This window comes from Allobrachymonas chironomi DSM 19884 (assembly GCF_000374625.1).
In the GTDB taxonomy this organism is placed as follows: Bacteria; Pseudomonadota; Gammaproteobacteria; order Burkholderiales; family Burkholderiaceae_C; genus Brachymonas; species Brachymonas chironomi.
Genome location: NZ_KB894767.1, coordinates 111,740 through 132,266, shown reverse-complemented (window position 1 = coordinate 132,266; position 20,527 = coordinate 111,740). Strand labels below are relative to the sequence as shown.

General features: G+C 62.9%; 19 protein-coding genes. 2 read left to right on the top strand and 17 right to left on the bottom strand.

Annotated features, from left to right (window positions below; translation table 11 throughout):
* Position 1: 1 nt before the first annotated feature.
* Positions 2-604, bottom strand: coding sequence for a ubiquinol-cytochrome c reductase iron-sulfur subunit (gene petA / locus C513_RS0105625; RefSeq protein ID WP_026320592.1), 603 nt, complete (start codon positions 602-604; stop codon positions 2-4).
* Between the two features lie 168 nt (positions 605-772).
* On the opposite strand from petA, the gene mscL reads away from it, so the two are divergent.
* Positions 773-1,192: a large conductance mechanosensitive channel protein MscL gene (mscL, locus tag C513_RS0105620; protein WP_026320591.1), complete on the top strand. Its 420-nt coding sequence runs from the start codon at positions 773-775 to the stop codon at positions 1,190-1,192.
* A gap of 59 nt (positions 1,193-1,251) precedes the next feature.
* On the opposite strand, the gene pdxA is transcribed toward mscL, so the two are convergent.
* A complete protein-coding gene (pdxA, locus tag C513_RS0105615) occupies positions 1,252-2,328 on the bottom strand; it encodes a 4-hydroxythreonine-4-phosphate dehydrogenase PdxA (protein ID WP_018715056.1) in 1,077 nt (358 codons plus the stop codon).
* Positions 2,325-3,083 carry a Nif3-like dinuclear metal center hexameric protein gene (locus C513_RS0105610; protein ID WP_018715055.1) on the bottom strand — a complete coding sequence of 253 codons (759 nt, stop codon included), beginning with the start codon at positions 3,081-3,083 and terminating at the stop codon, positions 2,325-2,327. Before C513_RS0105610 ends, pdxA begins: the two co-directional genes overlap by 4 nt.
* Positions 3,084-3,156: 73 nt before the next feature.
* Here C513_RS0105610 and C513_RS0105605 point away from each other — a divergent pair, with 73 nt between their 5' ends.
* Positions 3,157-4,308: a S1C family serine protease gene (locus C513_RS0105605; protein ID WP_026320590.1), complete on the top strand. Its 1,152-nt coding sequence runs from the start codon at positions 3,157-3,159 to the stop codon at positions 4,306-4,308.
* A 24-nt stretch (positions 4,309-4,332) separates the two neighbouring features.
* On the opposite strand, the gene C513_RS0105600 is transcribed toward C513_RS0105605, so the two are convergent.
* The 14 genes from C513_RS0105600 to ispC all read right to left on the bottom strand — a co-directional run bounded on the left by C513_RS0105600 (position 4,333) and on the right by ispC (position 20,518).
* Complete coding sequence (locus C513_RS0105600; RefSeq protein ID WP_018715053.1) at positions 4,333-4,803, bottom strand: DUF4149 domain-containing protein; 471 nt, start codon at positions 4,801-4,803, stop codon at positions 4,333-4,335.
* 14 nt (positions 4,804-4,817) lie between these two features.
* Entirely contained in the window at positions 4,818-5,294 is a 477-nt protein-coding gene (gene greA / locus C513_RS0105595) for a transcription elongation factor GreA (protein WP_018715052.1), read from the bottom strand.
* A 113-nt stretch (positions 5,295-5,407) separates the two neighbouring features.
* A complete protein-coding gene (gene carB, locus C513_RS0105590) occupies positions 5,408-8,668 on the bottom strand; it encodes a carbamoyl-phosphate synthase large subunit (protein WP_018715051.1) in 3,261 nt (1,086 codons plus the stop codon).
* 72 nt (positions 8,669-8,740) lie between these two features.
* The gene (carA, locus tag C513_RS0105585) at positions 8,741-9,910 is read right to left on the bottom strand and encodes a glutamine-hydrolyzing carbamoyl-phosphate synthase small subunit (RefSeq protein WP_026320589.1); all 1,170 of its coding nucleotides are present in this window, start codon (positions 9,908-9,910) and stop codon (positions 8,741-8,743) included.
* Positions 9,911-10,120: 210 nt separating this feature from the next.
* Positions 10,121-10,900: a TrmH family RNA methyltransferase gene (locus C513_RS0105580; RefSeq protein WP_018715049.1), complete on the bottom strand. Its 780-nt coding sequence runs from the start codon at positions 10,898-10,900 to the stop codon at positions 10,121-10,123.
* A 5-nt stretch (positions 10,901-10,905) separates the two neighbouring features.
* A complete protein-coding gene (gene rnhB / locus C513_RS0105575; RefSeq protein WP_026320588.1) occupies positions 10,906-11,538 on the bottom strand; it encodes a ribonuclease HII in 633 nt (210 codons plus the stop codon).
* Positions 11,510-12,658 carry a lipid-A-disaccharide synthase gene (gene lpxB, locus C513_RS0105570; RefSeq protein ID WP_018715047.1) on the bottom strand — a complete coding sequence of 383 codons (1,149 nt, stop codon included), beginning with the start codon at positions 12,656-12,658 and terminating at the stop codon, positions 11,510-11,512. The genes rnhB and lpxB overlap by 29 nt, the downstream gene beginning before the upstream one ends.
* A gap of 23 nt (positions 12,659-12,681) precedes the next feature.
* Positions 12,682-13,470, bottom strand: a complete 789-nt coding sequence (gene lpxA / locus C513_RS0105565; RefSeq protein ID WP_018715046.1) for an acyl-ACP--UDP-N-acetylglucosamine O-acyltransferase — start codon at positions 13,468-13,470, stop codon at positions 12,682-12,684.
* Between the two features lie 14 nt (positions 13,471-13,484).
* A complete protein-coding gene (fabZ, locus tag C513_RS0105560; protein ID WP_018715045.1) occupies positions 13,485-13,940 on the bottom strand; it encodes a 3-hydroxyacyl-ACP dehydratase FabZ in 456 nt (151 codons plus the stop codon).
* Complete coding sequence (lpxD, locus tag C513_RS0105555) at positions 13,937-14,944, bottom strand: UDP-3-O-(3-hydroxymyristoyl)glucosamine N-acyltransferase (protein ID WP_018715044.1); 1,008 nt, start codon at positions 14,942-14,944, stop codon at positions 13,937-13,939. The genes fabZ and lpxD overlap by 4 nt, the downstream gene beginning before the upstream one ends.
* Before the next feature lie 65 nt (positions 14,945-15,009).
* On the bottom strand, positions 15,010-15,570 hold the full coding sequence (locus C513_RS0105550; protein WP_018715043.1) for an OmpH/Skp family outer membrane protein: 561 nt from the start codon (positions 15,568-15,570) through the stop codon (positions 15,010-15,012).
* The gene (gene bamA, locus C513_RS0105545; protein ID WP_018715042.1) at positions 15,570-17,915 is read right to left on the bottom strand and encodes an outer membrane protein assembly factor BamA; all 2,346 of its coding nucleotides are present in this window, start codon (positions 17,913-17,915) and stop codon (positions 15,570-15,572) included. The genes C513_RS0105550 and bamA overlap by 1 nt, the downstream gene beginning before the upstream one ends.
* A gap of 45 nt (positions 17,916-17,960) precedes the next feature.
* The gene (rseP, locus tag C513_RS0105540) at positions 17,961-19,313 is read right to left on the bottom strand and encodes an RIP metalloprotease RseP (protein WP_018715041.1); all 1,353 of its coding nucleotides are present in this window, start codon (positions 19,311-19,313) and stop codon (positions 17,961-17,963) included.
* On the bottom strand, positions 19,310-20,518 hold the full coding sequence (ispC, locus tag C513_RS0105535; RefSeq protein WP_018715040.1) for a 1-deoxy-D-xylulose-5-phosphate reductoisomerase: 1,209 nt from the start codon (positions 20,516-20,518) through the stop codon (positions 19,310-19,312). Before ispC ends, rseP begins: the two co-directional genes overlap by 4 nt.
* Positions 20,519-20,527: the final 9 nt, after the last annotated feature.

Here is a 20,527-nt window from a genome sequence, read left to right as displayed (position 1 = left end):
CTCAAGCCTGTTGGGTCTCGCCGATCAGCAGCTGCGTCTCGGACAGGAAGGTATAGGGCGGGATTTCCAGGTTGTCGGGTGCCGGCTTGTTGGCAAACACGCGACCAGCCAGGTCGAAGGTGGAACCGTGGCAGGGGCAGAAGAAACCGCCCGGCCAGTCATTCGGCAGGGACGGCTGCGCACCCGGCGTGAACTTGCTGCTCGGGGAGCAACCCAGATGGGTACAGATGCCGATGGCCACGAAGAACTCCGGATTGGTGGAGCGCCACTGGTTCTTGGCGTAATCCGGCGTCGGGACGTTGTTGCGATCGGACTGGGGATCTGCCAGCTGGCCTTCGATGTTCTTCAGGGACTCCAGCATTTCCTGCGTGCGGCGCAGGATCCAGATCGGCTTGCCGCGCCACTCGACGGTCATCATTTCACCGGGCTTGAGGGCGGAGACGTCAGCCTGGACCGCAGCACCAGCGGCCTTGGCAGCCTCGGAGGGCTGGAAATACCGCACCAGGGGCACTGCAGCAGCGACACCCCCTGCCACACCTGCACAACCGGATGCGATCAGCCAGGTGCGTTTGCTGGCGTCTACTGGTTCTACTGTATTACTCATGGGAATCCTCACGATGCGCTGTTACGCTTGTTCACAACAGGGTTAACCGTCAGATTGTAGCCCAGTGACAGTGTGTTATTCAATGTAAGCAGAGCGTTCGCAGCAATTTTATTTGTGCCATACTCGCACTCGCTTTTGACCTCCCTCAACCCAAAGAAAGGAAAAATCATGGGAATGCTCAAGGAATTCAAGGAATTTGCCACCAAGGGCAATGTGATGGATCTGGCCGTTGGCGTGATCATCGGTGCGGCCTTCGGCAAGATTGTCGATTCGCTGGTGAAGGACATCGTGATGCCCGTCATTGGTGCCGTGATCGGCAACATCGACTTCTCCAACATGTACGTCGTGCTGGGCAGCATCCCTGCCGGTGTTGCCAATAACCTGGCCGACCTGCAGAAGGCCGGTGTACCGGTGTTGGCCTATGGCAACTTCATCACCATCGTGATCAACTTCCTCCTGCTGGCATTCGTGATCTTCATGATGATCAAGCAGGTCAACCGCCTGCGCAAGCCGGAAGAGGCAGCCCCCGAGGCTCCGGCGGAAGATATCGTGCTGCTGCGCGAAATCCGTGACAGCCTGAAGAAGTAATTCTTCCAGTTGACACCGTATTCAGCCCCGCTTCGGCGGGGCTTTTTTTCGCCTGCGGTTCAGTCGGGCTGGTCGCCCGTCATCCAGCGGGCCATGCGCACGGCCGCTACCAGACTGTCACAGTCGGCGCGCGCGCTGCCGGCCAGGTCGAAAGCCGTGCCATGGTCCGGGCTGGTGCGCACCAGCGGCAGTCCGAGCGTGACATTGACGCCCTGCTCCACCCCCAGGTACTTGACCGGGATCAGGCCCTGATCGTGGTACATGGCGATCACGGCATCGCAGAATGGCGGTTCCTGCCGGGCACCGGCACGCGCCTGCATGAAAACGGTATCGGGCGGATACGGGCCGTGCACATCCAGGCCCAAGTCCCGCGCTGCGGCCATGGCTGGCAGGATGGCATCGATTTCCTCGCGACCGAACAGTCCGCCCTCGCCGGCGTGCGGGTTGAGACCCGCCAGGGCGATGCGCGGCCGCCGCGACAGGCGCGCGCACACCGTGCGCTGCAGGAAATCATGCGTGATGCGGATGGTCTCCAGCACCTGCTGCGCCGTCACCTGGTCGATGGCATCGCGCAGGCTGACATGGATGCTGTTGAGCACGGTGCGCAATTCGGGGTTGGCCAGCATCATGCGTACCGGCATCTCCGCCACAGACACACCGGCATGGCGTGCTGCACAGGCCTGCAGCAATTCGGTATGGCCAGGATAGTCGACTCCGCCCAGGGCCAGGGCCTCCTTGTGGATGGGGGCCGTGACCAGCGCAGCAGCATGGCCTTCGAGCGCAGCCCGGGCTCCGGCGACAATGCAATCGGCTGCCATGCGGCCGGCCAGCGCCTGCACCTGGCCGAATGCCGGTAGCGTTTCCGGCATGTCGCATGCCTGCAACAGCAGCAGCCGGCCTGCCTGTCCGCCCTGCTGCACGGCCTGTTGCCAATCCGGCACGGGCAGCAGCTCGGGCCAGGACTGTCCGGGCCCATGCTCGCGGCAGAGCTGCAGGGCTCGCCGCATGACTTGCGCATCTCCCAGGACACAGACCTGCTGCATCAGCTGCGGCTGTTCGGCATACGCCTTGACGATGATTTCCGGACCGATGCCGGCAGGGTCGCCCATGCTCAGGGCCAGCAGTTGCGTCTTCATGCCGGATTGTCGATATCGATGTGCAGATGTTCCAGACCGCAGCGGCGGGCGATATCAGCCCCAAGGGCCTGTACACCATAACGCTCTGTCGCGTGATGCCCGCAGGCGAGGAAAGCCGCTTCGCATTCACGCGCATAGTGCGGCTGCGGTTCGGACATTTCACCGGTGATATAGGCATCGGCACCAGCCTCGAGGGCCGCCTCGAACTGGCCCTGGGCACCGCCGCTGCACCAGGCAATACGGCGGACCGGCCGGCCTGGCGGCAAGCCATCGGCCAACATCACGGAGCGCCCCAACCGGGCACTGACATGATCGGCCAGCGCCTGGGCACTGGCAAACTCGCCCTGCTCCGGCTGGCCAATGCTGATCAGGTTCTGCTCGCCAAACTGGCGCTGCGTGACCAGGCCGAGCTGACGCGCCAGCTGCGCGTTATTGCCCAGCTCGGGGTGGGCATCGAGTGGCAAGTGGTAGGCCAGCAGGTTGATGTCATGGCCCAGCAACAAGCCGAGGCGCCGGCGCATCCAGCCGGTGACAACACCGGTCTGGCCGCGCCAGAACAGGCCGTGGTGCACCAGGATGGCATCGGCCTGTGCCTCGATCGCCGCTTCGATCAGGGCCCGGCTGGCCGTGACACCGGTAACCAGCCGTCGGATCTCGGCTCGGCCCTCGACCTGCAGGCCATTCGGACCATAGTCCTTGAAGTTCCAGGGCTGCAGGATCTGGTCCAGCTCCTGCAGCAAGTCGGATCGCAACATCGCTCGGCTCCCGTGATGGCATTGCGCCTGAGCCTCTCCCGTGGAGTGAGGCAATTTCAGCGACAATGTCCGGATGAAAAGATTCTGGTTGCTATTCTCGCAGGTTGTGACGGTTGCGCTGGCGCTGTTCCTTGTCGTTTCGGCCGTACGTCCGGACTGGATCAAGGGTGCTGGCGATTACAAGAGCGTGACCGTGATTGAGGCTCCGGCACGCGACAAGCCGGTTGCCAGCGAAAGTACCGAAACCCTGCGCACGGCCGCGCAGAAAGCCGCTCCCTCCGTGGTCAGCATCCTGACCAACCCGGATGAGCGCCCGGCACCGCCTGCGCCAGGCCGTCCCGGGGACGGCAGCAACCCTGAAGAAGAAGACCTGTTTTCCGGTGTCGGCAGCGGCGTGATCGTCAGCCCGTCCGGCTATATCCTGACCAACAACCATGTGGTCGAAGGCGCCACCACCATCGAAGTGCTGCTGCACGATGGCCGTCGCACCATGGCACGCGTTGTTGGTACCGATCCGGATACCGACCTGGCCGTGCTGCAGACCGAAACCAAGGAATTGCCAGCCATTACGCTGGGAGATTCCGAGAGCCTGCAGGTGGGCGATCCGGTACTGGCCATCGGGAACCCGTTTGGCGTCGGTCAGACCGTGACCAGCGGCATCGTCAGCGCGCTGGGGCGCAGCCAGCTTGGCATCAACACCTTCGAGAACTTCATCCAGACCGATGCCGCCATCAACCCGGGCAATTCGGGCGGCGCCCTGGTGGATATCCACGGCAACCTGGTCGGCATCAATACTGCCATCTATTCCCGTACCGGCGGCTACATGGGTATCGGCTTTGCCACGCCCACCAGCACCGCCAAGCACGTACTGGACAGCATCGTCACCAATGGCCATGTCACGCGTGGCTGGATTGGCGTGGAGCCGAACGACATCACACCGGAAATGGCGGAGGCCTTCAAGGCCAAGCCGAACCAGGGCGTGATCGTGACCGGCATCGTGCAGGGAGGCCCGGCTGCGCTGGCGCTGCTGCGTCCGGGCGACATCATCACGGCAGTCAACGGCAAACCGATCCGCAACGTGCAGGAAGTGCTGTCGGCCGTGTCGGCCCTGACACCCGGCGTGGCAGCCAGCTTCACCGTGCTGCGTGAAGGCCAGACGCAGGCCATGGAGCTGGTGCCGGCCCAGCGACCGCGCCCGGAAGCGCAACAGCCAAGCCAGCGCTAGAGGGATATAGACAGGGCTGGCTGATCAGGTGCGGCGCTGCTGCAGCCTGATGACGGCGATCAGGGCGCACAGCCACTGCGCCACATACAGGAAGGTACCCACGCCATGCCACAGCGCCAGGTTGTCCCTGGCCTGGATGCGCGGTGCCGCCACCAGGACCAGCAGCAGGGTCAGCAGCAGACCACCAACCAGCACGCCAAAGTAGAGCATGTTGGGCTTGTGTTCCGGGTCCAGCGCCTTGAGCTGGCCATCCGCTTCATAGCGTGTCATGGCGTAATCGCGCAGACGGGCGCGGAAGACCATCAGCAGCAGCACGATGCTGATGATGGAAACCCAGCCCTGCGCCAGAAACAGCTGGCCCGCCATGTTGCCGGCCACGGCCGCGCTTGGCAGGTAACGGAACAGCAGGGGCACGGCCATGAAGCCGATCACCGACATGCTGCCCAGCCAGATGGCTGCCACGATGGTACTGATCAGGTGATGACGTTCTTTCATGGCAACTCCCGGCATCAGATGTAGCGCACGCCCACGATTTCGTAGGACTTGGTGCCGCCAGGAGCCTGCACCACGGCGGTATCGCCCTCTTCCTTGCCGATCAGCGCGCGCGCAATCGGGCTGCCGACGTTGATCAGGCCCAGCTTGAGGTCGGCCTCGTCTTCGCCCACGATCTGGTAGGTAACGGCTTCGCCGGATTCTTCCTCTTCCAGATCAACGGTAGCACCGAACACCACCTTGCCGCCGGCATCCAGTGCCACCGGGTCGATGATCTTGGCAGCAGCCAGCTTGCCCTCGATTTCCTTGATGCGGCCTTCGATAAAGCCCTGGCGGTCCTTGGCGGCCTCGTACTCGGCGTTCTCGCTCAGGTCACCCTGTGCACGGGCTTCGGCGATGGCATTGATGACCTCGGGGCGATCCTTGCTCTTCAGGCGTTGCAGTTCGGTCTTGAGTTTTTCGGCACCGTTGACGGTGATGGGATAGGTAGTCATGGTCTCGTGTTGTTCTTGGTAATGACCGGAATCGGTCCAATAAAGCGAAACCGCCGGGTCTTGCGTCCCGGCGGTCATGAGTGGGCCTCATTATGCCCAAATGGCAGGCAAGGTCAAGCGTTGAGGTGCGCGTGCATCTCCTGGACGGAAATCACGCCCAGCTTGTCCACGAACTGCATGCCCTCCACCACGGCTTCCGCAGCCGCGATGGTGGTGTAGGTGGTGACACCGGCCACCAGCGAGCTGGTGCGGATGGCACGGCTGTCTGCAATCGCATTGCGACGCTCTTCCACCGTGTTGATCACCATCACGATCTCGTTGTTCTTGATCATGTCGACGATGTGCGGACGGCCTTCTGCCACCTTGTTGACGGTGGCACAGGGCACGCCGGCATCGTTGATGGCCTTGGCCGTACCGCGCGTCGCGACCAGTTCGAAGCCCATCTCGACCAGCTGGCCGGCGATCTTGACCGCCGTCGGCTTGTCGCTGTTCTTCACGGTCAGGAACACCTTGCCGGCGGTAGGCAGCTTTTCGCCAGCACCCAGCTGTGCCTTCAGGAAGGCTTCGCCAAAGGTCTTGCCCACACCCATCACCTCGCCAGTGGACTTCATCTCGGGGCCGAGAATGGTGTCCACGCCCGGGAACTTGACGAAGGGGAACACGGCTTCCTTGACGCTGAAATACGGGGGCGTGACTTCTTCGCCAATGCCCTGCTGGTCCAGCGTCTGGCCGGCCATGCAACGCGCGGCCACCTTGGCCAGTTGCACACCGGTGGCCTTGCTGACAAAGGGCACGGTACGGCTGGCGCGCGGGTTCACTTCCAGCACGTAGATGATGTCCTTCTTGCTGCCGTCTTCCTGGACTTTTTCCTGGATGGCGAACTGCACGTTCATCAGGCCGACCACATTCAGGGCCTCGGCCATGGCACGCGTCTGGCGCTTGATCTCGTCTACCGTGGCCTGGCTCAGGTAGTACGGCGGCAGCGAGCAGCCGGAGTCGCCGCTGTGCACGCCGGCCTGCTCGATGTGCTCCATCACGCCGCCGATGAAGGTACGGCCGTCGGCATCACGCACGCAGTCCACGTCGCACTCGATGGCATCGCTCAGGAAGCGGTCCAGCAGCACCGGGGAATCGTTGCTGACCTTGACCGCCTCACGCATGTAGCGCTCCAGGTCGCGCTGTTCGTGCACGATTTCCATGGCGCGGCCACCCAGCACATAGCTGGGGCGCACCACCAGCGGATAACCCAGCTCGGCGGCCTTTTCCAGCGCTTCGGCTTCGGTACGCGCAGTGGCGTTCGGCGGCTGCAGCAGGCTCAGCTCGTGCAGCAGCTGCTGGAAGCGTTCGCGGTCTTCGGCCGCGTCGATCATGTCGGGCGAGGTACCGATGATGGGCACGCCGGCGGCCTCCAGGCCCAGCGCCAGCTTCAGCGGGGTCTGGCCACCATATTGCACGATCACGCCAGTGGGCTTTTCCTTGTCGACGATTTCCAGCACGTCTTCCAGCGTCAGCGGCTCGAAGTACAGACGGTCGGAGGTGTCGTAGTCGGTGGAGACGGTTTCGGGGTTGCAGTTGACCATGATGGTCTCGTAACCATCTTCGCGCATCGCCAGCGCGGCGTGCACGCAGCAGTAGTCGAACTCGATACCCTGGCCGATGCGGTTGGGACCACCGCCCAGCACCATGATCTTCCTGTTGCCAGTGGGCTCGGCCTCGCACTCTTCCTCGTAGGTGGAGTACATGTAGGCGGTGTCGGTAGCAAACTCGGCAGCACAGGTATCAACGCGCTTGTAGACCGGGCGCACGTTCAGCGCCTGGCGAGCTTCGCGCACGACCTTGTCGGTGGTGTGCAGCAGCTTGGCCAGACGGCGGTCACTGAAACCCTTCTGCTTGAGCATGCGGAAGGTGTCTGGATCCAGGGCGGCCAGGGCGGCGTCGCCCTGCTCTGCATACAGCTTGTCGATGGCCAGTTCGATCTTGACGATTTCCTCGATCTGCACCAGGAACCAGACGTCGATCTTGGTCAGCTGGTGCACCTCTTCCACGCTCCAGCCGGCAGCGAAGGCATCGCCCACATACCAGATACGCTCGGGGCCGGGCTCGCCCAGCTCCTTCTCCAGGATCTCGCGGTCCTGGGTCTTTTCGTTCATGCCATCCACGCCGACTTCCAGGCCGCGCAACGCTTTCTGGAACGACTCCTGGAAGGTGCGGCCAATGGCCATCACTTCGCCCACGGACTTCATCTGCGTGGTCAGGCGATTGTCTGCCGCCGGGAATTTCTCGAACGCAAAACGCGGAATCTTGGTGACCACGTAGTCGATCGTCGGCTCGAAGCTGGCCGGCGTGGCACCACCGGTGATCTCGTTGCGCAGCTCGTCCAGCGTGTAGCCCACGGCCAGCTTGGCAGCAATCTTGGCAATCGGGAAACCGGTCGCCTTGGAGGCCAGTGCCGAGGAACGCGACACGCGCGGGTTCATCTCGATCACGATCATGCGGCCGTCCTTGGGATTGACGGCAAACTGCACGTTGGAACCACCGGTATCGACACCGATCTCGCGCAGCACGGCCAGAGAGGCATTGCGCATCAGCTGGTATTCCTTGTCGGTCAGCGTCTGCGCCGGCGCCACGGTGATGGAGTCACCGGTGTGCACGCCCATCGGGTCCAGGTTCTCGATCGAGCACACGATGATGCAGTTGTCCGCCTTGTCGCGCACCACTTCCATCTCGTACTCTTTCCAGCCCAGCAGCGATTCCTCGATCAGCAGCTCGTTGGTCGGGGAAGCTTCCAGACCGCGCTTGCAGATGGTTTCGAACTCTTCGGCGTTGTAGGCGATGCCGCCACCGGTACCGCCCAGCGTGAAGCTGGGGCGGATGATGGTCGGGAATCCGACGCTCTTCTGCACGTCCCAGGCTTCGGCCATGCTGTGCGCAATGCCGGAACGGGCAGAGCCCAGACCGATGCGCGTCATGGCGTCCTTGAACTTCTGGCGGTCTTCGGCCTTGTCGATGGCTTCGGGCGAAGCACCGATCAGCTCGACGCGGTACTTGTTGAGCACGCCGTTGCGCCACAGGTCCAGCGCACAGTTGAGTGCGGTCTGGCCGCCCATGGTGGGCAGAATGGCGTCGGGACGCTCCTTGGCGATGATCTTCTCGACGGTCTTCCAGTTGATCGGCTCGATGTAGGTGACATCGGCCGTGGCCGGGTCGGTCATGATCGTGGCGGGGTTGCTATTGATCAGGATGACCTTGTACCCCTCTTCGCGCAGCGCCTTGCAGGCCTGCACGCCGGAGTAGTCGAATTCACAGGCCTGGCCAATGATGATGGGGCCGGCACCGATGATGAGAATGCTCTTGATGTCTGAACGTTTTGGCATGGTATTTCGAATGAAGTGCGTTCTGTGGATGCCCGGTGCGCCTTGTGGGCAGGACCGGGCAGCGCTGGCGTATCAGGCCCGGGCTTCGCGCATCAGCTGGATGAAGTGGTCGAACAGATAATCGATATCGTGCGGGCCGCAGGAGGCTTCCGGGTGACCCTGGAAGCTGAAGGCCGGACGGTCGGTGCGGGCAATGCCCTGCAGCGTGCCGTCGAACAGGCTCTGGTGCGTCACGCGCAGATTCGCCGGCAACTGGTCGGCGTCCACGGCAAAGCCATGGTTCTGGCTAGTGATGCTGACACGACCATTGTCCAGGTCCTTGACCGGGTGGTTGCCACCATGGTGGCCGAACTTCATCTTGTAAGTCGTGGCTCCGCTGGCCAACGCCAGCAGCTGGTGACCCAGGCAGATGCCGAAGGTCGGCTTGCCACTGTCAACGATGTCGCGGATGGCGGCAATGGCGTAATCGCAGGGTTGCGGGTCGCCAGGGCCATTGCTCAGAAACACGCCATCCGGATTCAAGGCCAGCACCTCGGCCGCCGGCGTCTGTGCCGGCACCACGGTCAGCTTGCAGCCGCGGCCTGCCAGCATGCGCAGGATGTTGTGCTTGACGCCGTAGTCATAGGCGACAACATGAAATTCGGGTTCATCGAGGTTGCCGTAGCCTTCGCCCAGCACCCATTCCGTCTGGGTCCAGCTGTAGGGCTCGGTGCAAGTGACTACCTGGGCCAGATCCTGTCCCGCCATGGAAGGGGCTGCCTTGGCTGCGGCAATCGCCTGCCCGATCTCCTGCTGCGTTGGCTCTCGTGCGCTGTCGAGGGACATGATGCAGCCGTTCTGCGCACCGTGATCACGCAGGTGACGCGTCAGCCGGCGCGTATCGATGCCGGCAATGGCGACGGTGCCGTGACGCTGCAGGTACTCCTGCAGCGTGGCCGTGGAACGAAAGTTGGACGCCACCAGCGGCAAGTCACGGATCACCAGGCCGGCCGCGAACAGATCGCGTGACTCGACGTCTTCCGGGTTGGTACCGTAGTTGCCAATATGGGGATAGGTCAGCGTGACGATCTGGCGGGCGTAGCTGGCATCGGTCAGGATTTCCTGATAACCGGTCATGGAGGTGTTGAATACCACCTCGCCAGTGGTGATGCCGGCTGCGCCAATGGACTGGCCAATGAAAACCGAGCCGTCGGCCAGGGTCAGGATAGCGGTGGGAAAGGGTGCCTGCTGGGACAAGAGCACGTGGTTCTCCGATAGAAGAGGATGCGGGGTCGACAAATGGACGGTCGCCAGGCAGACGCAAGAACCACCATGCCCTGGGTAAAGGGTGCATGGCTCAGCACCGAATTAGCATGAGAACTTGAATCGCGGCAGGCGCCGGGTGTGCTGTGAAGCCCCTCATTATATCCGAGAGGCATTGCCATCGTATGGATTTCCCTGATGAAAATCCATTTACCGGGCTATGGAACTGGCATACAGGCAGATGGCCGCCGCGCTGGCCACATTGAGGGACTCCTCGCCACCCGGCTGGGCAATGCGCAGCAGCAGGCTGGCGCGATCGACCAGCGCCTGCCGGACGCCCTGCCCTTCGTGTCCCATGACCCAGGCACAGGGACGCGGCAAGCGCGCCTCATGCAGCAGCTGCGTCCCTTGCAGATGGGTCACCAGCAGCGGCAATTGCAGCGCATCCAGATCTTCGGGCGACAGCCCTTCGTGCAACTGCAGGCCAAAATGCGCCCCCATGCCGGCACGCAACACCTTGGGCGACCACAATGCGGCCGTACCTTTCAGCGCCAGCACCTGCCGGAATCCCATGGCACTGGCACTGCGCAGGATGGAGCCGACATTGCCGGCATCCTGCACGCGGTCCAGCACAATGCTGTCCTGCTGCGACTGCAGTACGCTTTGCCGATCCGACCAGGGCAGCAAAAAGCCGATACTGGCCGGCGATTCCAGCGTGCTGGCCTGGGCGAACAAGGCATCGCTGATGACTGCAAGGCGCTCGGCACCTGCGTACCAGTCTGCCGGAATCTGCCCCCAGGCACGCTCGCCGATGACTGCCCATTGCGGCTGCACGCCTCGCGTCAGTGCCGCGCGACACAGGTGATCACCTTCGACCCAGATCACCCCCTGGCGGCGATAGGCCCCCGGATCCTGTGCCAGTTTGCGCAGCAACTTGACCAGCGCGTTGTCACGGCTGGCGATAAAGACGGGTTTCTGCGGACTGGTCATGCGGGCTACTCGCTGGAATGGCACAGCAGTGCCTGCGCCACGGGGGCAAAGTGGCGACGGTGCTGGACGGTGGCGCCCAGGCTGCGCAGCGCCTGCAGATGCTCGGCTGTGCCATAGCCCTTGTGGCGGGCAAAACCATAGCCGGGATAAAGAGCATCCACCTCCTGGCACCAGCGGTCACGCGTGACCTTGGCCAGGATCGAGGCTGCGGAAATGGCGGGCACCTTGGCATCGCCCTGCACGATCGCTTCGGCACGCACCTGCAACGTGGGCAGGCGGTTGCCATCGACCAGCACCTTGGATGGCTTCAGCCGCAGCCCTTCTACGGCACGGCGCATGGCCAGCATGGTGGCATGCAGGATGTTGAACTGATCGATCTCTTCCACGCTGGCCTGGGCGATGCTGCAGCACAAGGCCTTGGCCAGGATCTCGTCATACAGCAGCTCACGCCGACGTGCCGTCAGCTTCTTGGAATCGGCCAGACCGGCAATCGGCTGGCGCTCGTCCAGGATCACGGCGGCCGCCACCACCGGGCCGGCCAGCGGGCCGCGGCCGGCTTCATCCACACCTGCCAGCAAGCCGGGGCTGTCCCAGGGCAGCGACACCTGTTCAGCGAGCAAGTACCTGGGCGATGGCATCGGTGGCAAGTGCGGCCGTATCGCGGCGCAGCAGCAGATGGAGGTCGATAAAGCGCTGTTGCAGCGCGGCCACGCGGGCGGACTGATCCAGCCAGTCACTGGTGGCTGCGGCCAACGCCTGAGGCGTGGCCTGATCCTGCAGGATTTCCGGCACAACGAACTCCTGGCACAGGATATTGGGCAAGCCGACCCAAGGCTGCAGCTGCTTGCGCTGCATCAGCCGGTAGGACCAGTCGGCCATGGCATAGGAAATCACCATCGGACGCTTGAAGAGCGCTGCCTCCAGCGTGGCCGTGCCACTGGCGATCAGGGTGACATCACAGGCCGCCAGAGCCGCATGCGACTGCCCCTGCAGCAACTGGACCTTGCCGGCCAGACCGGCTTGTGCGATCTGTTGCTGCAGGCGCTCGTATTGCGCCGGCACGGCAGGCAGGATGCAGCGCAAACCCGGGCGCTGCTCCAGCAACAGGCGCGCGGCCTGCAGAAAGCGCGGGGCCAGATGGCGCACCTCGGAACCGCGGCTGCCTGGCAGCAGCGCCACGACTTCACCCGATTCGGGCAAACCCAGCGCCTGCCGGGCTGCCATGCGATCCGGCTCCAGCGGCAGCACGGCTGCCAGCGGATGGCCAACATAGGTGCTCGGGATACCGTGTTGCTGCAACAGCTCCGGCTCGAACGGGAACAGGCACAGCACATGGTCGGCGCTGCGCCGGATCTGGTGCACGCGCTCGGCACGCCAGGCCCAGATCGAGGGACAGACAAAATGCACGGTCGGAATGCCCTGCTCACGCAGGGATTGCTCGAGTCCCAGATTGAAATCGGGTGCATCGACACCGACAAACACATCGGGGCGATCACGCAGCAGACGCTCGCGCAGCTGGTTGCGGATCTTCCAGATGCCGTACACCTTGCCCAGCACTTCCAGGCTGTAGCCATGCACGGCCAGCGCCTCGCTCGGCCAGTGCGCGACAAAGCCCTGCTCCTGCATGCGCGGGCCGCCAATGCCGTCAGACTGCAGTTGCGGCCAACGCTGGCGCGAGCCCTCCAGCAGCAGGCCGGCCAGCAGATCGCCAGAAGCTTCGCCGGCCACCATGGCCATGCGCAGGGAGTCGCCCGCCATCCGCCCTGTCTCCTTGCCCGGAATCAGCGCGTGATGCCGCGCGTGGAACCCTGCAGAAAGGCCTGCATCATGGCCACGTCCTGCTGCGCTTCGGGATGCTCCTGCGCCAGGGTGTCAATAGCTTCGCGCGCCTGCTCCAGCGTCAGGCCATTGCGATAGATCTGGCGGTACATCGCCTTGACAGCGGCAATGCGCTCGGGGCCGAAGCCGCGGCGGCGCAAGCCTTCGATATTGAAACCACGCGCCGACGGCGGATTGCCATCGGCCATGATGAAGGGAGGCACGTCCTGGTTGATCGCGGAGGCAAAGCCGATCATGGCATGGGCACCGATCTTGACGAACTGGTGCACCCCGGTCAGGCCGCCGATGATGACCCAGTCACCCACATGCACGTGCCCGGCGAGCGTGGCATTGTTGGCCAGGATGGTCTTGTTGGCCAGTTGCACATCATGCGCGATATGCACATAGGCCATGATCCAGTTGTCATCGCCAATGCGGGTCACGCCCACATCCTGCGCCGTGCCGGTGTTGAAGGTGCAGTATTCGCGCACCGTGTTGCGATGGCCGATCTCGAGGCGCGTCGGTTCACCGGCGTATTTCTTGTCCTGCGGCGGACCGCCGATCGTGCTGTGCGGATGGAAGACGTTGTCCTCGCCGATCGTGGTGTGGCCGTCGATCACGCAATGGGCACCAATACGGGTACGGGCACCGATCTGCACATGCGGCCCCACCATGGCAAACGGACCCACCTCGACATCGGCGGCCAGCTGCGCAGCAGGATCGATCAGGGCGGTAGGATGGATCAGTGCCATGCTGTCTCCCGCAATCAGGCTTCGATACGGCGTACCGTACACATCAGATCGGCTTCGCAGGCGAGTTCACCGTCGACACGGGCCACGGCATGGAACTTGTAGATGCCGCCACGCGAACGCTCGGCGGTGCATTCCATCACCAGCTGGTCGCCCGGCTCCACCGGACGCTTGAAACGGGCATTGTCGATACCGACAAAATAGTAGACCACATCCGGATCCAGCTTGTTGCTGTCCGGCGGCAGCAGCAGCAGCGCCGAAGCCTGTGCCATGGCTTCCAGGATCAGCACGCCCGGCATCACCGGCCGGCTGGGAAAATGGCCCACGAAGAACGGCTCGTTGATGGTGACGTTCTTGATCGCCTTGATGCGGGTGGATCCCTCCACCTCCAGCACGCGATCCACCAGCAGGATCGGGTAACGGTGGGGCAGGCGCTTGATGATCTGGTGGATGTCGATGGCAGCAGCAGTCATGATGGTGTCTTGTTATCGGAAAGTTGTTGTTCGAGGGCGCGTACACGGTCACGCAGCTTGTGCAGGCTCTTGACGGCAGCGGCATTCTTCTCCCAGGTGGCATTATCGTCCAGCGGGAAGAATCCGGTGTAGGCGCCCTGCTTGCGCAGCGAGCGCGTGACCATGGACGTTGCCGTGATATGGATGCCATCGGCAATCGTCAGATGGCCGGCAATATTGGCAGCGCCGCCAATCGTGCAGTGTGCGCCGATGCGGGCGCTGCCAGCCACGCCGGTATTGGCCGCCATGGCGGTATGCTCGCCGATCTGCACGTTGTGCGCAATCATGATCAGGTTATCCATCTTGACGCCATTGCCGATCACGGTGTCATCCAGCGCACCACGGTCGATACAGGTATTGGCACCAATTTCCACATCGTCCCCGATGCGCACCGCACCCAGCTGCTCGATCTTGACCCACTGGCCGTTTTCGTGGGCAAACCCAAAGCCATCGGCACCGATCACCACGCCAGGATGCAAAATGCAGCGCGCACCCACGCTGCAGTCTTCGCTGATGGTGACACGCGACTTGAGCCAGCTGCCGGCACCGATACGCGCCCCGCGCTCGACCACGCACAGCGGACCGATGATGGCATCCGGATGCACCTCTGCCCCGGGATGCACGACGGCAGACGGGTGAATGCGGTAATCGGGCTGCGGCAGCATGTGCTGCTTCCACCACTGCGTCACGCGCGCATAGTAGGCATAGGGGTTGGCGGTCACGATACACGCCCTGCCCTCGCGGCGCGCGGCATCAAGCATGGCCGGCGGCACGATCAGGCAGGATGCCTGCGACTGCTCCATCTGCGCCGCATAGCGTGGGCCGTTGACGAAACTCAGGCTGCCGTGCCGGGCATGCTCCAGGGCGGCCAGTGCCTGGACGCTGATACTACCGTCACCATGCAGCTCACCACCATGGGATTGCAGCGCTTCCACGATCCGTGCCACCGTCACCTGCTTGTCCATACGTTCGCCTTTCAATCAAAAAAGGGCACCTGCTGGTGCCCTGTCGGGAGCCAGCAGCAGCCCGCTTACCGGCCCGCGTCGAGTTCGGCAATCACCTTGTCGGTGATGTTCAGTTGCGGCTTGATGAACACCACTTCCTGCAGGATCACATCGTAGCCATCCTGCGCCGCAATCCGGATCACGGCACGGTTGGCACGCTCCAGCAGGGCCTGCATTTCTTCCGCCTTGCGGTTGTTCAGGTCTTCCTGGAACTCCTGGCGCTTCTGCTGAAACTCGTTGTCCATGGCAACCAGCTCGCGACGACGCTCGCTGGCCTGCGCTTCCGACAAGTCGGCCTGGTCACGCTCGAACTTGTTGACCGCCTTCTGCAGGCGCTCGCCAAGATTGGTCAGTTGATGCTCACGCGAGGAAAATTCGCGCTTGAGCTTGTTCTGCGACTCGACGGCAGCACGCGTCTCGCTGAACAGGCGATCGGTGTTCACAAAGCCGATACGGCCCGTCAGCGGCTGCGCCGACAGGGTGGTCGCCACGGCAGTCTGTGCCTGCACCGCAAGCGGTGCTGCAACTGCCGCACAGGTCAGCAGCGTAGCCGCTGCTTGCATCAGGTATGGGCGGATCTTGTTCATCAGAATTGCGTACCGATCTGGAATTGGACTTTTTCGAGTTTATCACCCTCGTACTTCTTCAGCGGCCAGCCGAAAGCCAGGCTCAGCGGACCCATGGGCGAAATCCAGCGGATACCGACACCGGCGGAAGCGCGCAGGCTCTTGGCATCCTTGTTTTGCGGCTGATCGTAGACCGAGCTGTCATCGGCATAGACGTTACCCACATCCATGAAGCCGAACATGCGCAGCGTCTTGTCGGTGCCGGCCCCCGGGAACGGAGCCACCACTTCCATGTTCACGTTGAATTTCTTGGAGCCGCCGATAGAGTAGGTATCCCCATTCAGGTCCGTGTTCCTGGGCCCCAGCGAACTCTGCTCAAAACCGCGCACCGAACTCAGACCGCCGGCATAGAAGTTCTTGAAGATCGGGAAGCTCTTGCCGCCGAAGCCCTTGCCGTAGGCCAGGTCCGTATTCAGAGCAAAGGTGTACTTCCTGGAGATCGGGTAGAAGTACTGGTAGCGATAGGTTGCCAGGGCGTACTTCAAGTCACCGGCCGGACTGACGGCTCCGAACAGGCGATGGTAGCTGCCCGAAGACGGGGCCAGTGCACTGTCACGGTGGTCACGCGACCAGCCCACCGTCAGCGGAATACCGTATGCGGAATTGCCGCCATATTCCTTCTGGAAATCCTGGTATTCCTTCGGCAGCGCACGGTTCTGCTGCTTGACCTTGTACTGTTCGAAACCGGCACCAAAGTACACCGTATCGTTCTCGGTGAACGGAATGCCGAAATTCATGTTGGCATTCGCGTACTGCATCTTGTAGTCGTAATAGTTGCCGCTCTGGGCCTCGTACGGCTCGATATCACTGTAGCTCAGGCCAAAGCTGCGGGACACACCGTTCCTGGTGAAATAGGGATCGGTGGAACGCAGCGAGAAGGTGCGGTTGTATTCGCTGTTGGAGGCCTCGAATGCCAGCGACTGGCCGGAACCGAAGATGTTGTCCTGTGACACGCCCACCAGGAAGGAGACGCTGTCAGAGGTGGAGTAGCCCAGACCCAGCTGCAGCGAGCCGGTGTGTGCCTCCTTCACGTTGACATTCAGGTCCGCCTGATCACTGGTACCCGGTACCGGCTGGGTGCTGACCTGCACATCGGTGAAATAGCCCAGGCGGTCCACCCGAGCACGCGAGGTCTGGATCTTGTCGGAGTTGTACCAGGACGATTCGTATTGGCGCAGTTCACGGCGGATGACTTCGTCACGCGTGCGGGCGTTGCCGGAAATGTTGATGTTGCGCACATAGGCACGGTCACTGGGCACAGCTTCCAGCATCAGGGCCACCTGCTGGCGCTCGCGGTCGACCTGCGGCACTGCATTGACCTTGGCGAAAGCGTAGCCGTAGTTGCCGAAATGGTTTTCCATCGCCTGCACGGTGGCGTCCACATCGTCAATCTTGTAGGCTTCGCCCGGCTTGATCTTGACCAGCGACTGGAATTCGTTCTCGCGCTGCAGGTAGTCCCCTGCCAGCGACACGCCGGACACCACATAGCGCGGACCCTCGGTCACATTCATGGTGATGTTGATGCCGGTCTTGTCAGGCGTCAGGGCCACCTGGGTGGAGTCCACCTTGAATTCGAGGTAGCCACGGTTCTTGTAGAAGCGCGTGACGGCTTCCACGTCCTGGTTGAGGCGGTCGGACGCATAGCGGTCGGACTTGGTGTACCAGGACATCCAGTTGCCGGTATCCAGCTGCATCTGGCCTTTCAGGGTGGAATCGCTGAAAGCCTCGTTGCCAACGAAATTGATGCTATCGATGCGCGCCGAAGGGCCTTCCTGGACGCTGAGCGTGACGTTGACCTGGTTGCGCTCCATGGGCGTCATGGTGGTTTCGACATCCAGGTTGTAGTAGCCACGGCTCAGGTACATGCGCTTCAGGTCCTGGATCGCCTGGTCTTCTACCGCCTTGCTGTAGGGCTGGCCGGAAGCAAAGCCGCTGGCAGCCAGCGCCGCCAGCACGGTGTTCTTGTCGAACTGCTTCGCCGAGCTGACATCAATGGTATTGATGGTCGGACGCTCGGTCACCACCACGATCACGTCGCGCCCCTGGGTCTGCACCTGCACATCGTTGAACAGGCCCAGCTCGTACAGGGAGCGGATGGTCGCTGCGCCCTTGTCATCGTCGTAGGATTCGCCGATGCGCACCGGCATGGAGGAGAACACCGTGCCGGCATCGACACGCTGCAGTCCCTGCACCTTGATGTCCTGGACGACAAAAGGATCAACCGCCCAGGCGGCATGAGAGACAAAGGCAAGGCTGGCAACAGCGGCGGCAGCCGTGCGGCGGAAAGGAAGGGAGTGTCGCTTCATGGAATTCGTCAGGTACGGTACTACATCGCTGGCCAAGGTGTGGCCTCAGGTCATCCAGCGGGACAGGTCATTGAACAGGGCCAGGCCCATCAGGCCGAGGAGCAGCAGCATGCCTGCTTGCTGCAAACGCATGATCCACGCCTCGGACACCGGCTTGCCGGTAACAGATTCCCAGAGATAATACATCAGGTGTCCGCCATCCAGCATGGGAACAGGCAACAAATTGAGTACACCCAGACTGACACTGACCAATGCCAGAAAGCCCAGGAAACTGGTGATTCCGGCCTGTGCCGAGCGGCCGGCAAACTCGGCGATGCTCAACGGCCCGCTGATGTTCTGCAGCGAGGCCTGGCCGGTGATCATGCGCCCCATCATGCGCAGGCTGAACAGCGAGACATCCCAGGTACGCTCGATGCCATAGGCCAGTCCCTCCAGCGGACCCAGCCGGATCGTGCTGATGGCTGGCGGCGCGCCCAGATAGGCACCGATCTGCCCCACGCGCTGCTCGCCGTCCAGTGTGCTGTCCGGACTCAGTTCGATTTCCAGCAGCTGGTCGTCACGGCGCAGCTGCCAGCGCTGTACCTGTCCCGCAGCGTTGTCCCGGATCAGCATGCGCAACTGCATGGCATCCCGGATACGCGTGTCATCCACCGACAGGACAGTATCCCCCTGTCGCAGTCCGGCGCGCTCTGCAGCCTTGCCAGGCACGATTTCTCCAACCACCGGAGCCATCCAGGGAGCACCCAGGCCAATGCGCTGCAGATCTTGCGGCTCTGCCTTGCCCAGACCTGCTTCGGCCAGGGGCAGGATCAGCGTCCGCGTGTCTCCGCCCTGCTGCTCACGTACCTGCAACTGGACATCCTGTTCATCCATGGCAGCCTGCAGCACGGTCCACTGCAGGCGCTGCAGTGACAGTACCGGCTCGGCCTCGGCAGCGCTGCCCACCTGTGCCGAGACGATCTGTTGCCCGCTGTGCAGCCCCGCCTGTTCGGCGATGCTGCCGGCTGGCGGCTGGGCAATCACCGGAGCGAACTCCTGCATGCCGTTCCAGGCGATACCGGCATACAGCAGCACTGCCAGCAGCAGATTGGCCGCCGGGCCGGCAGCCACGATCGCCATGCGGCGGCTGACCGGCTGGGTGTTGAAGGCCTGCGCACGCAGCGCTTCGGGCACGGGCGCTTCGCGCTCGTCCAGCATGCGCACATAGCCCCCCAGCGGCAGCCAGGAAACGGCAAACTCAGTGCCGTGGCGATCCGTGCGGCTCCAGAGGGTCTTGCCGAAGCCGACAGAAAACTTCAGGACCTTGACGCCGCAAGCTCGTGCCACCCGGTAATGGCCGTATTCGTGAATGGTAATCAGCACTCCCAGCGTGACCAGGAAGGCCAGCAGCGTGGTCATGGCTGCAGCGCCCCGACCAGGGCTTGCGCCCGTTCGCGGCAGGAACGGTCCAGTTCCAGCAGATCTTCCAGGCAGGCCGGACTGCGGAAGCTGGTTTGCGCCAGGGTATCGGCGTTGATCCGGTGAATCTGGTCAAAGCGGATGCGACCGTCGAGAAAGCTGGCCACAGCCACCTCGTTGGCCGCATTGAGCACTGCCGTGCTGCCCGGTTGCGCCCGCAACACCTGCCAGACCAGCGGCAGGGAAGGAAAACGTTCCGGATGGCCATGGGCATCGACCGATTCGAAGGTCATCGCGCCCAGACTGGAAAAGTCCAGTGTGGCAGCACCACTGGCAATGCGCTGCGGCCAGGACAAGGCATAGGCAATCGGTACGCGCATGTCCGGCGTACCCATTTGTGCCACGATGGAGGCGTCATGGAACTGCACCATGGAGTGGATGATGCTCTGCGGGTGAATCACCACCCCCATGCGCTCTGGCGGCATGCCGAACAGGTAGTGCGCCTCGATCACTTCGAGCGCCTTGTTCATCATGGTGGCGGAATCGACCGAAATCTTGCGCCCCATGCTCCAGTTCGGATGGGCACAAGCCTGCTCTGGTGTCACCTGGCACAGGCTGGCCGGATCCGCCATGCGAAACGGACCGCCTGAAGCCGTCAGGATAATCTTGTCGACACGCTGCGACCAGCTGGCCGGGTCTTCGGGCAGCGCCTGGAAAATGGCCGAGTGCTCACTGTCCACCGGCAGCAGCGTGGCGCCGCCCTGCTGCACGGCTTCCAGAAACACCTGGCCACCCACCACCAGTGCCTCCTTGTTGGCCAGCATCAGCCGTTTGCCGGCGCGCGCAGCGGCCAGACAGGGTGCCAGCCCGGCAGCGCCGACAATGGCGGCCATGACGGCATCCACCTCGGGGTGGCAGGAGATGTCGATCAGGCCCTGTTCGCCCGCAAGCACCTCCGTTTTCAGGCCGGCCTCACGGCAGGCCTGTCGCAGCGCCTGCGCATGGGGTTCAGAAGCCATCACGGCATAACGCGGCTGATACGTGCTGCAAAGTTGCAGCATCTTGTCCACCTGGGTCGCCGCACTCAGCGCGAACACCTGGTAGCGCTCCGGGTGACGTGCCATCACGTCCAGCGTACTGGTGCCGATCGAGCCGGTGGCTCCCAGCACGGTCACCTGCAGACAGTCAAGGGAAGAAGCATTCATGCGCAAATC

Bases quoted from the DNA above. Each gene is read 5' to 3' on its own strand.
- lpxB (WP_018715047.1), bottom strand. From the start codon at position 12,658: ATGGCGGGCGACTCCCTGCGCATGGCCATGGTGGCCGGCGAAGCTTCT.
- rnhB (WP_026320588.1), bottom strand. From the start codon at position 11,538: ATGCCATCGCCCAGGTACTTGCTCGCTGAACAGGTGTCGCTGCCCTGG.
- petA (WP_026320592.1), bottom strand. From the start codon at position 604: ATGAGTAATACAGTAGAACCAGTAGACGCCAGCAAACGCACCTGGCTG.
- lpxD (WP_018715044.1), bottom strand. From the start codon at position 14,944: ATGGACAAGCAGGTGACGGTGGCACGGATCGTGGAAGCGCTGCAATCC.
- C513_RS0105550 (WP_018715043.1), bottom strand. From the start codon at position 15,570: ATGAACAAGATCCGCCCATACCTGATGCAAGCAGCGGCTACGCTGCTG.
- ispC (WP_018715040.1), bottom strand. From the start codon at position 20,518: ATGAATGCTTCTTCCCTTGACTGTCTGCAGGTGACCGTGCTGGGAGCC.
- C513_RS0105580 (WP_018715049.1), bottom strand. From the start codon at position 10,900: ATGACCAGTCCGCAGAAACCCGTCTTTATCGCCAGCCGTGACAACGCG.
- greA (WP_018715052.1), bottom strand. From the start codon at position 5,294: ATGACTACCTATCCCATCACCGTCAACGGTGCCGAAAAACTCAAGACC.
- fabZ (WP_018715045.1), bottom strand. From the start codon at position 13,940: ATGACTGCTGCTGCCATCGACATCCACCAGATCATCAAGCGCCTGCCC.
- lpxA (WP_018715046.1), bottom strand. From the start codon at position 13,470: ATGGCACTGATCCATCCTACCGCCCTGATCGATCCTGCTGCGCAGCTG.
- C513_RS0105610 (WP_018715055.1), bottom strand. From the start codon at position 3,083: ATGTTGCGATCCGACTTGCTGCAGGAGCTGGACCAGATCCTGCAGCCC.
- C513_RS0105600 (WP_018715053.1), bottom strand. From the start codon at position 4,803: ATGAAAGAACGTCATCACCTGATCAGTACCATCGTGGCAGCCATCTGG.
- bamA (WP_018715042.1), bottom strand. From the start codon at position 17,915: ATGAAGCGACACTCCCTTCCTTTCCGCCGCACGGCTGCCGCCGCTGTT.
- pdxA (WP_018715056.1), bottom strand. From the start codon at position 2,328: ATGAAGACGCAACTGCTGGCCCTGAGCATGGGCGACCCTGCCGGCATC.
- carB (WP_018715051.1), bottom strand. From the start codon at position 8,668: ATGCCAAAACGTTCAGACATCAAGAGCATTCTCATCATCGGTGCCGGC.
- mscL (WP_026320591.1), top strand. From the start codon at position 773: ATGGGAATGCTCAAGGAATTCAAGGAATTTGCCACCAAGGGCAATGTG.
- C513_RS0105605 (WP_026320590.1), top strand. From the start codon at position 3,157: ATGAAAAGATTCTGGTTGCTATTCTCGCAGGTTGTGACGGTTGCGCTG.
- rseP (WP_018715041.1), bottom strand. From the start codon at position 19,313: ATGACCACGCTGCTGGCCTTCCTGGTCACGCTGGGAGTGCTGATTACC.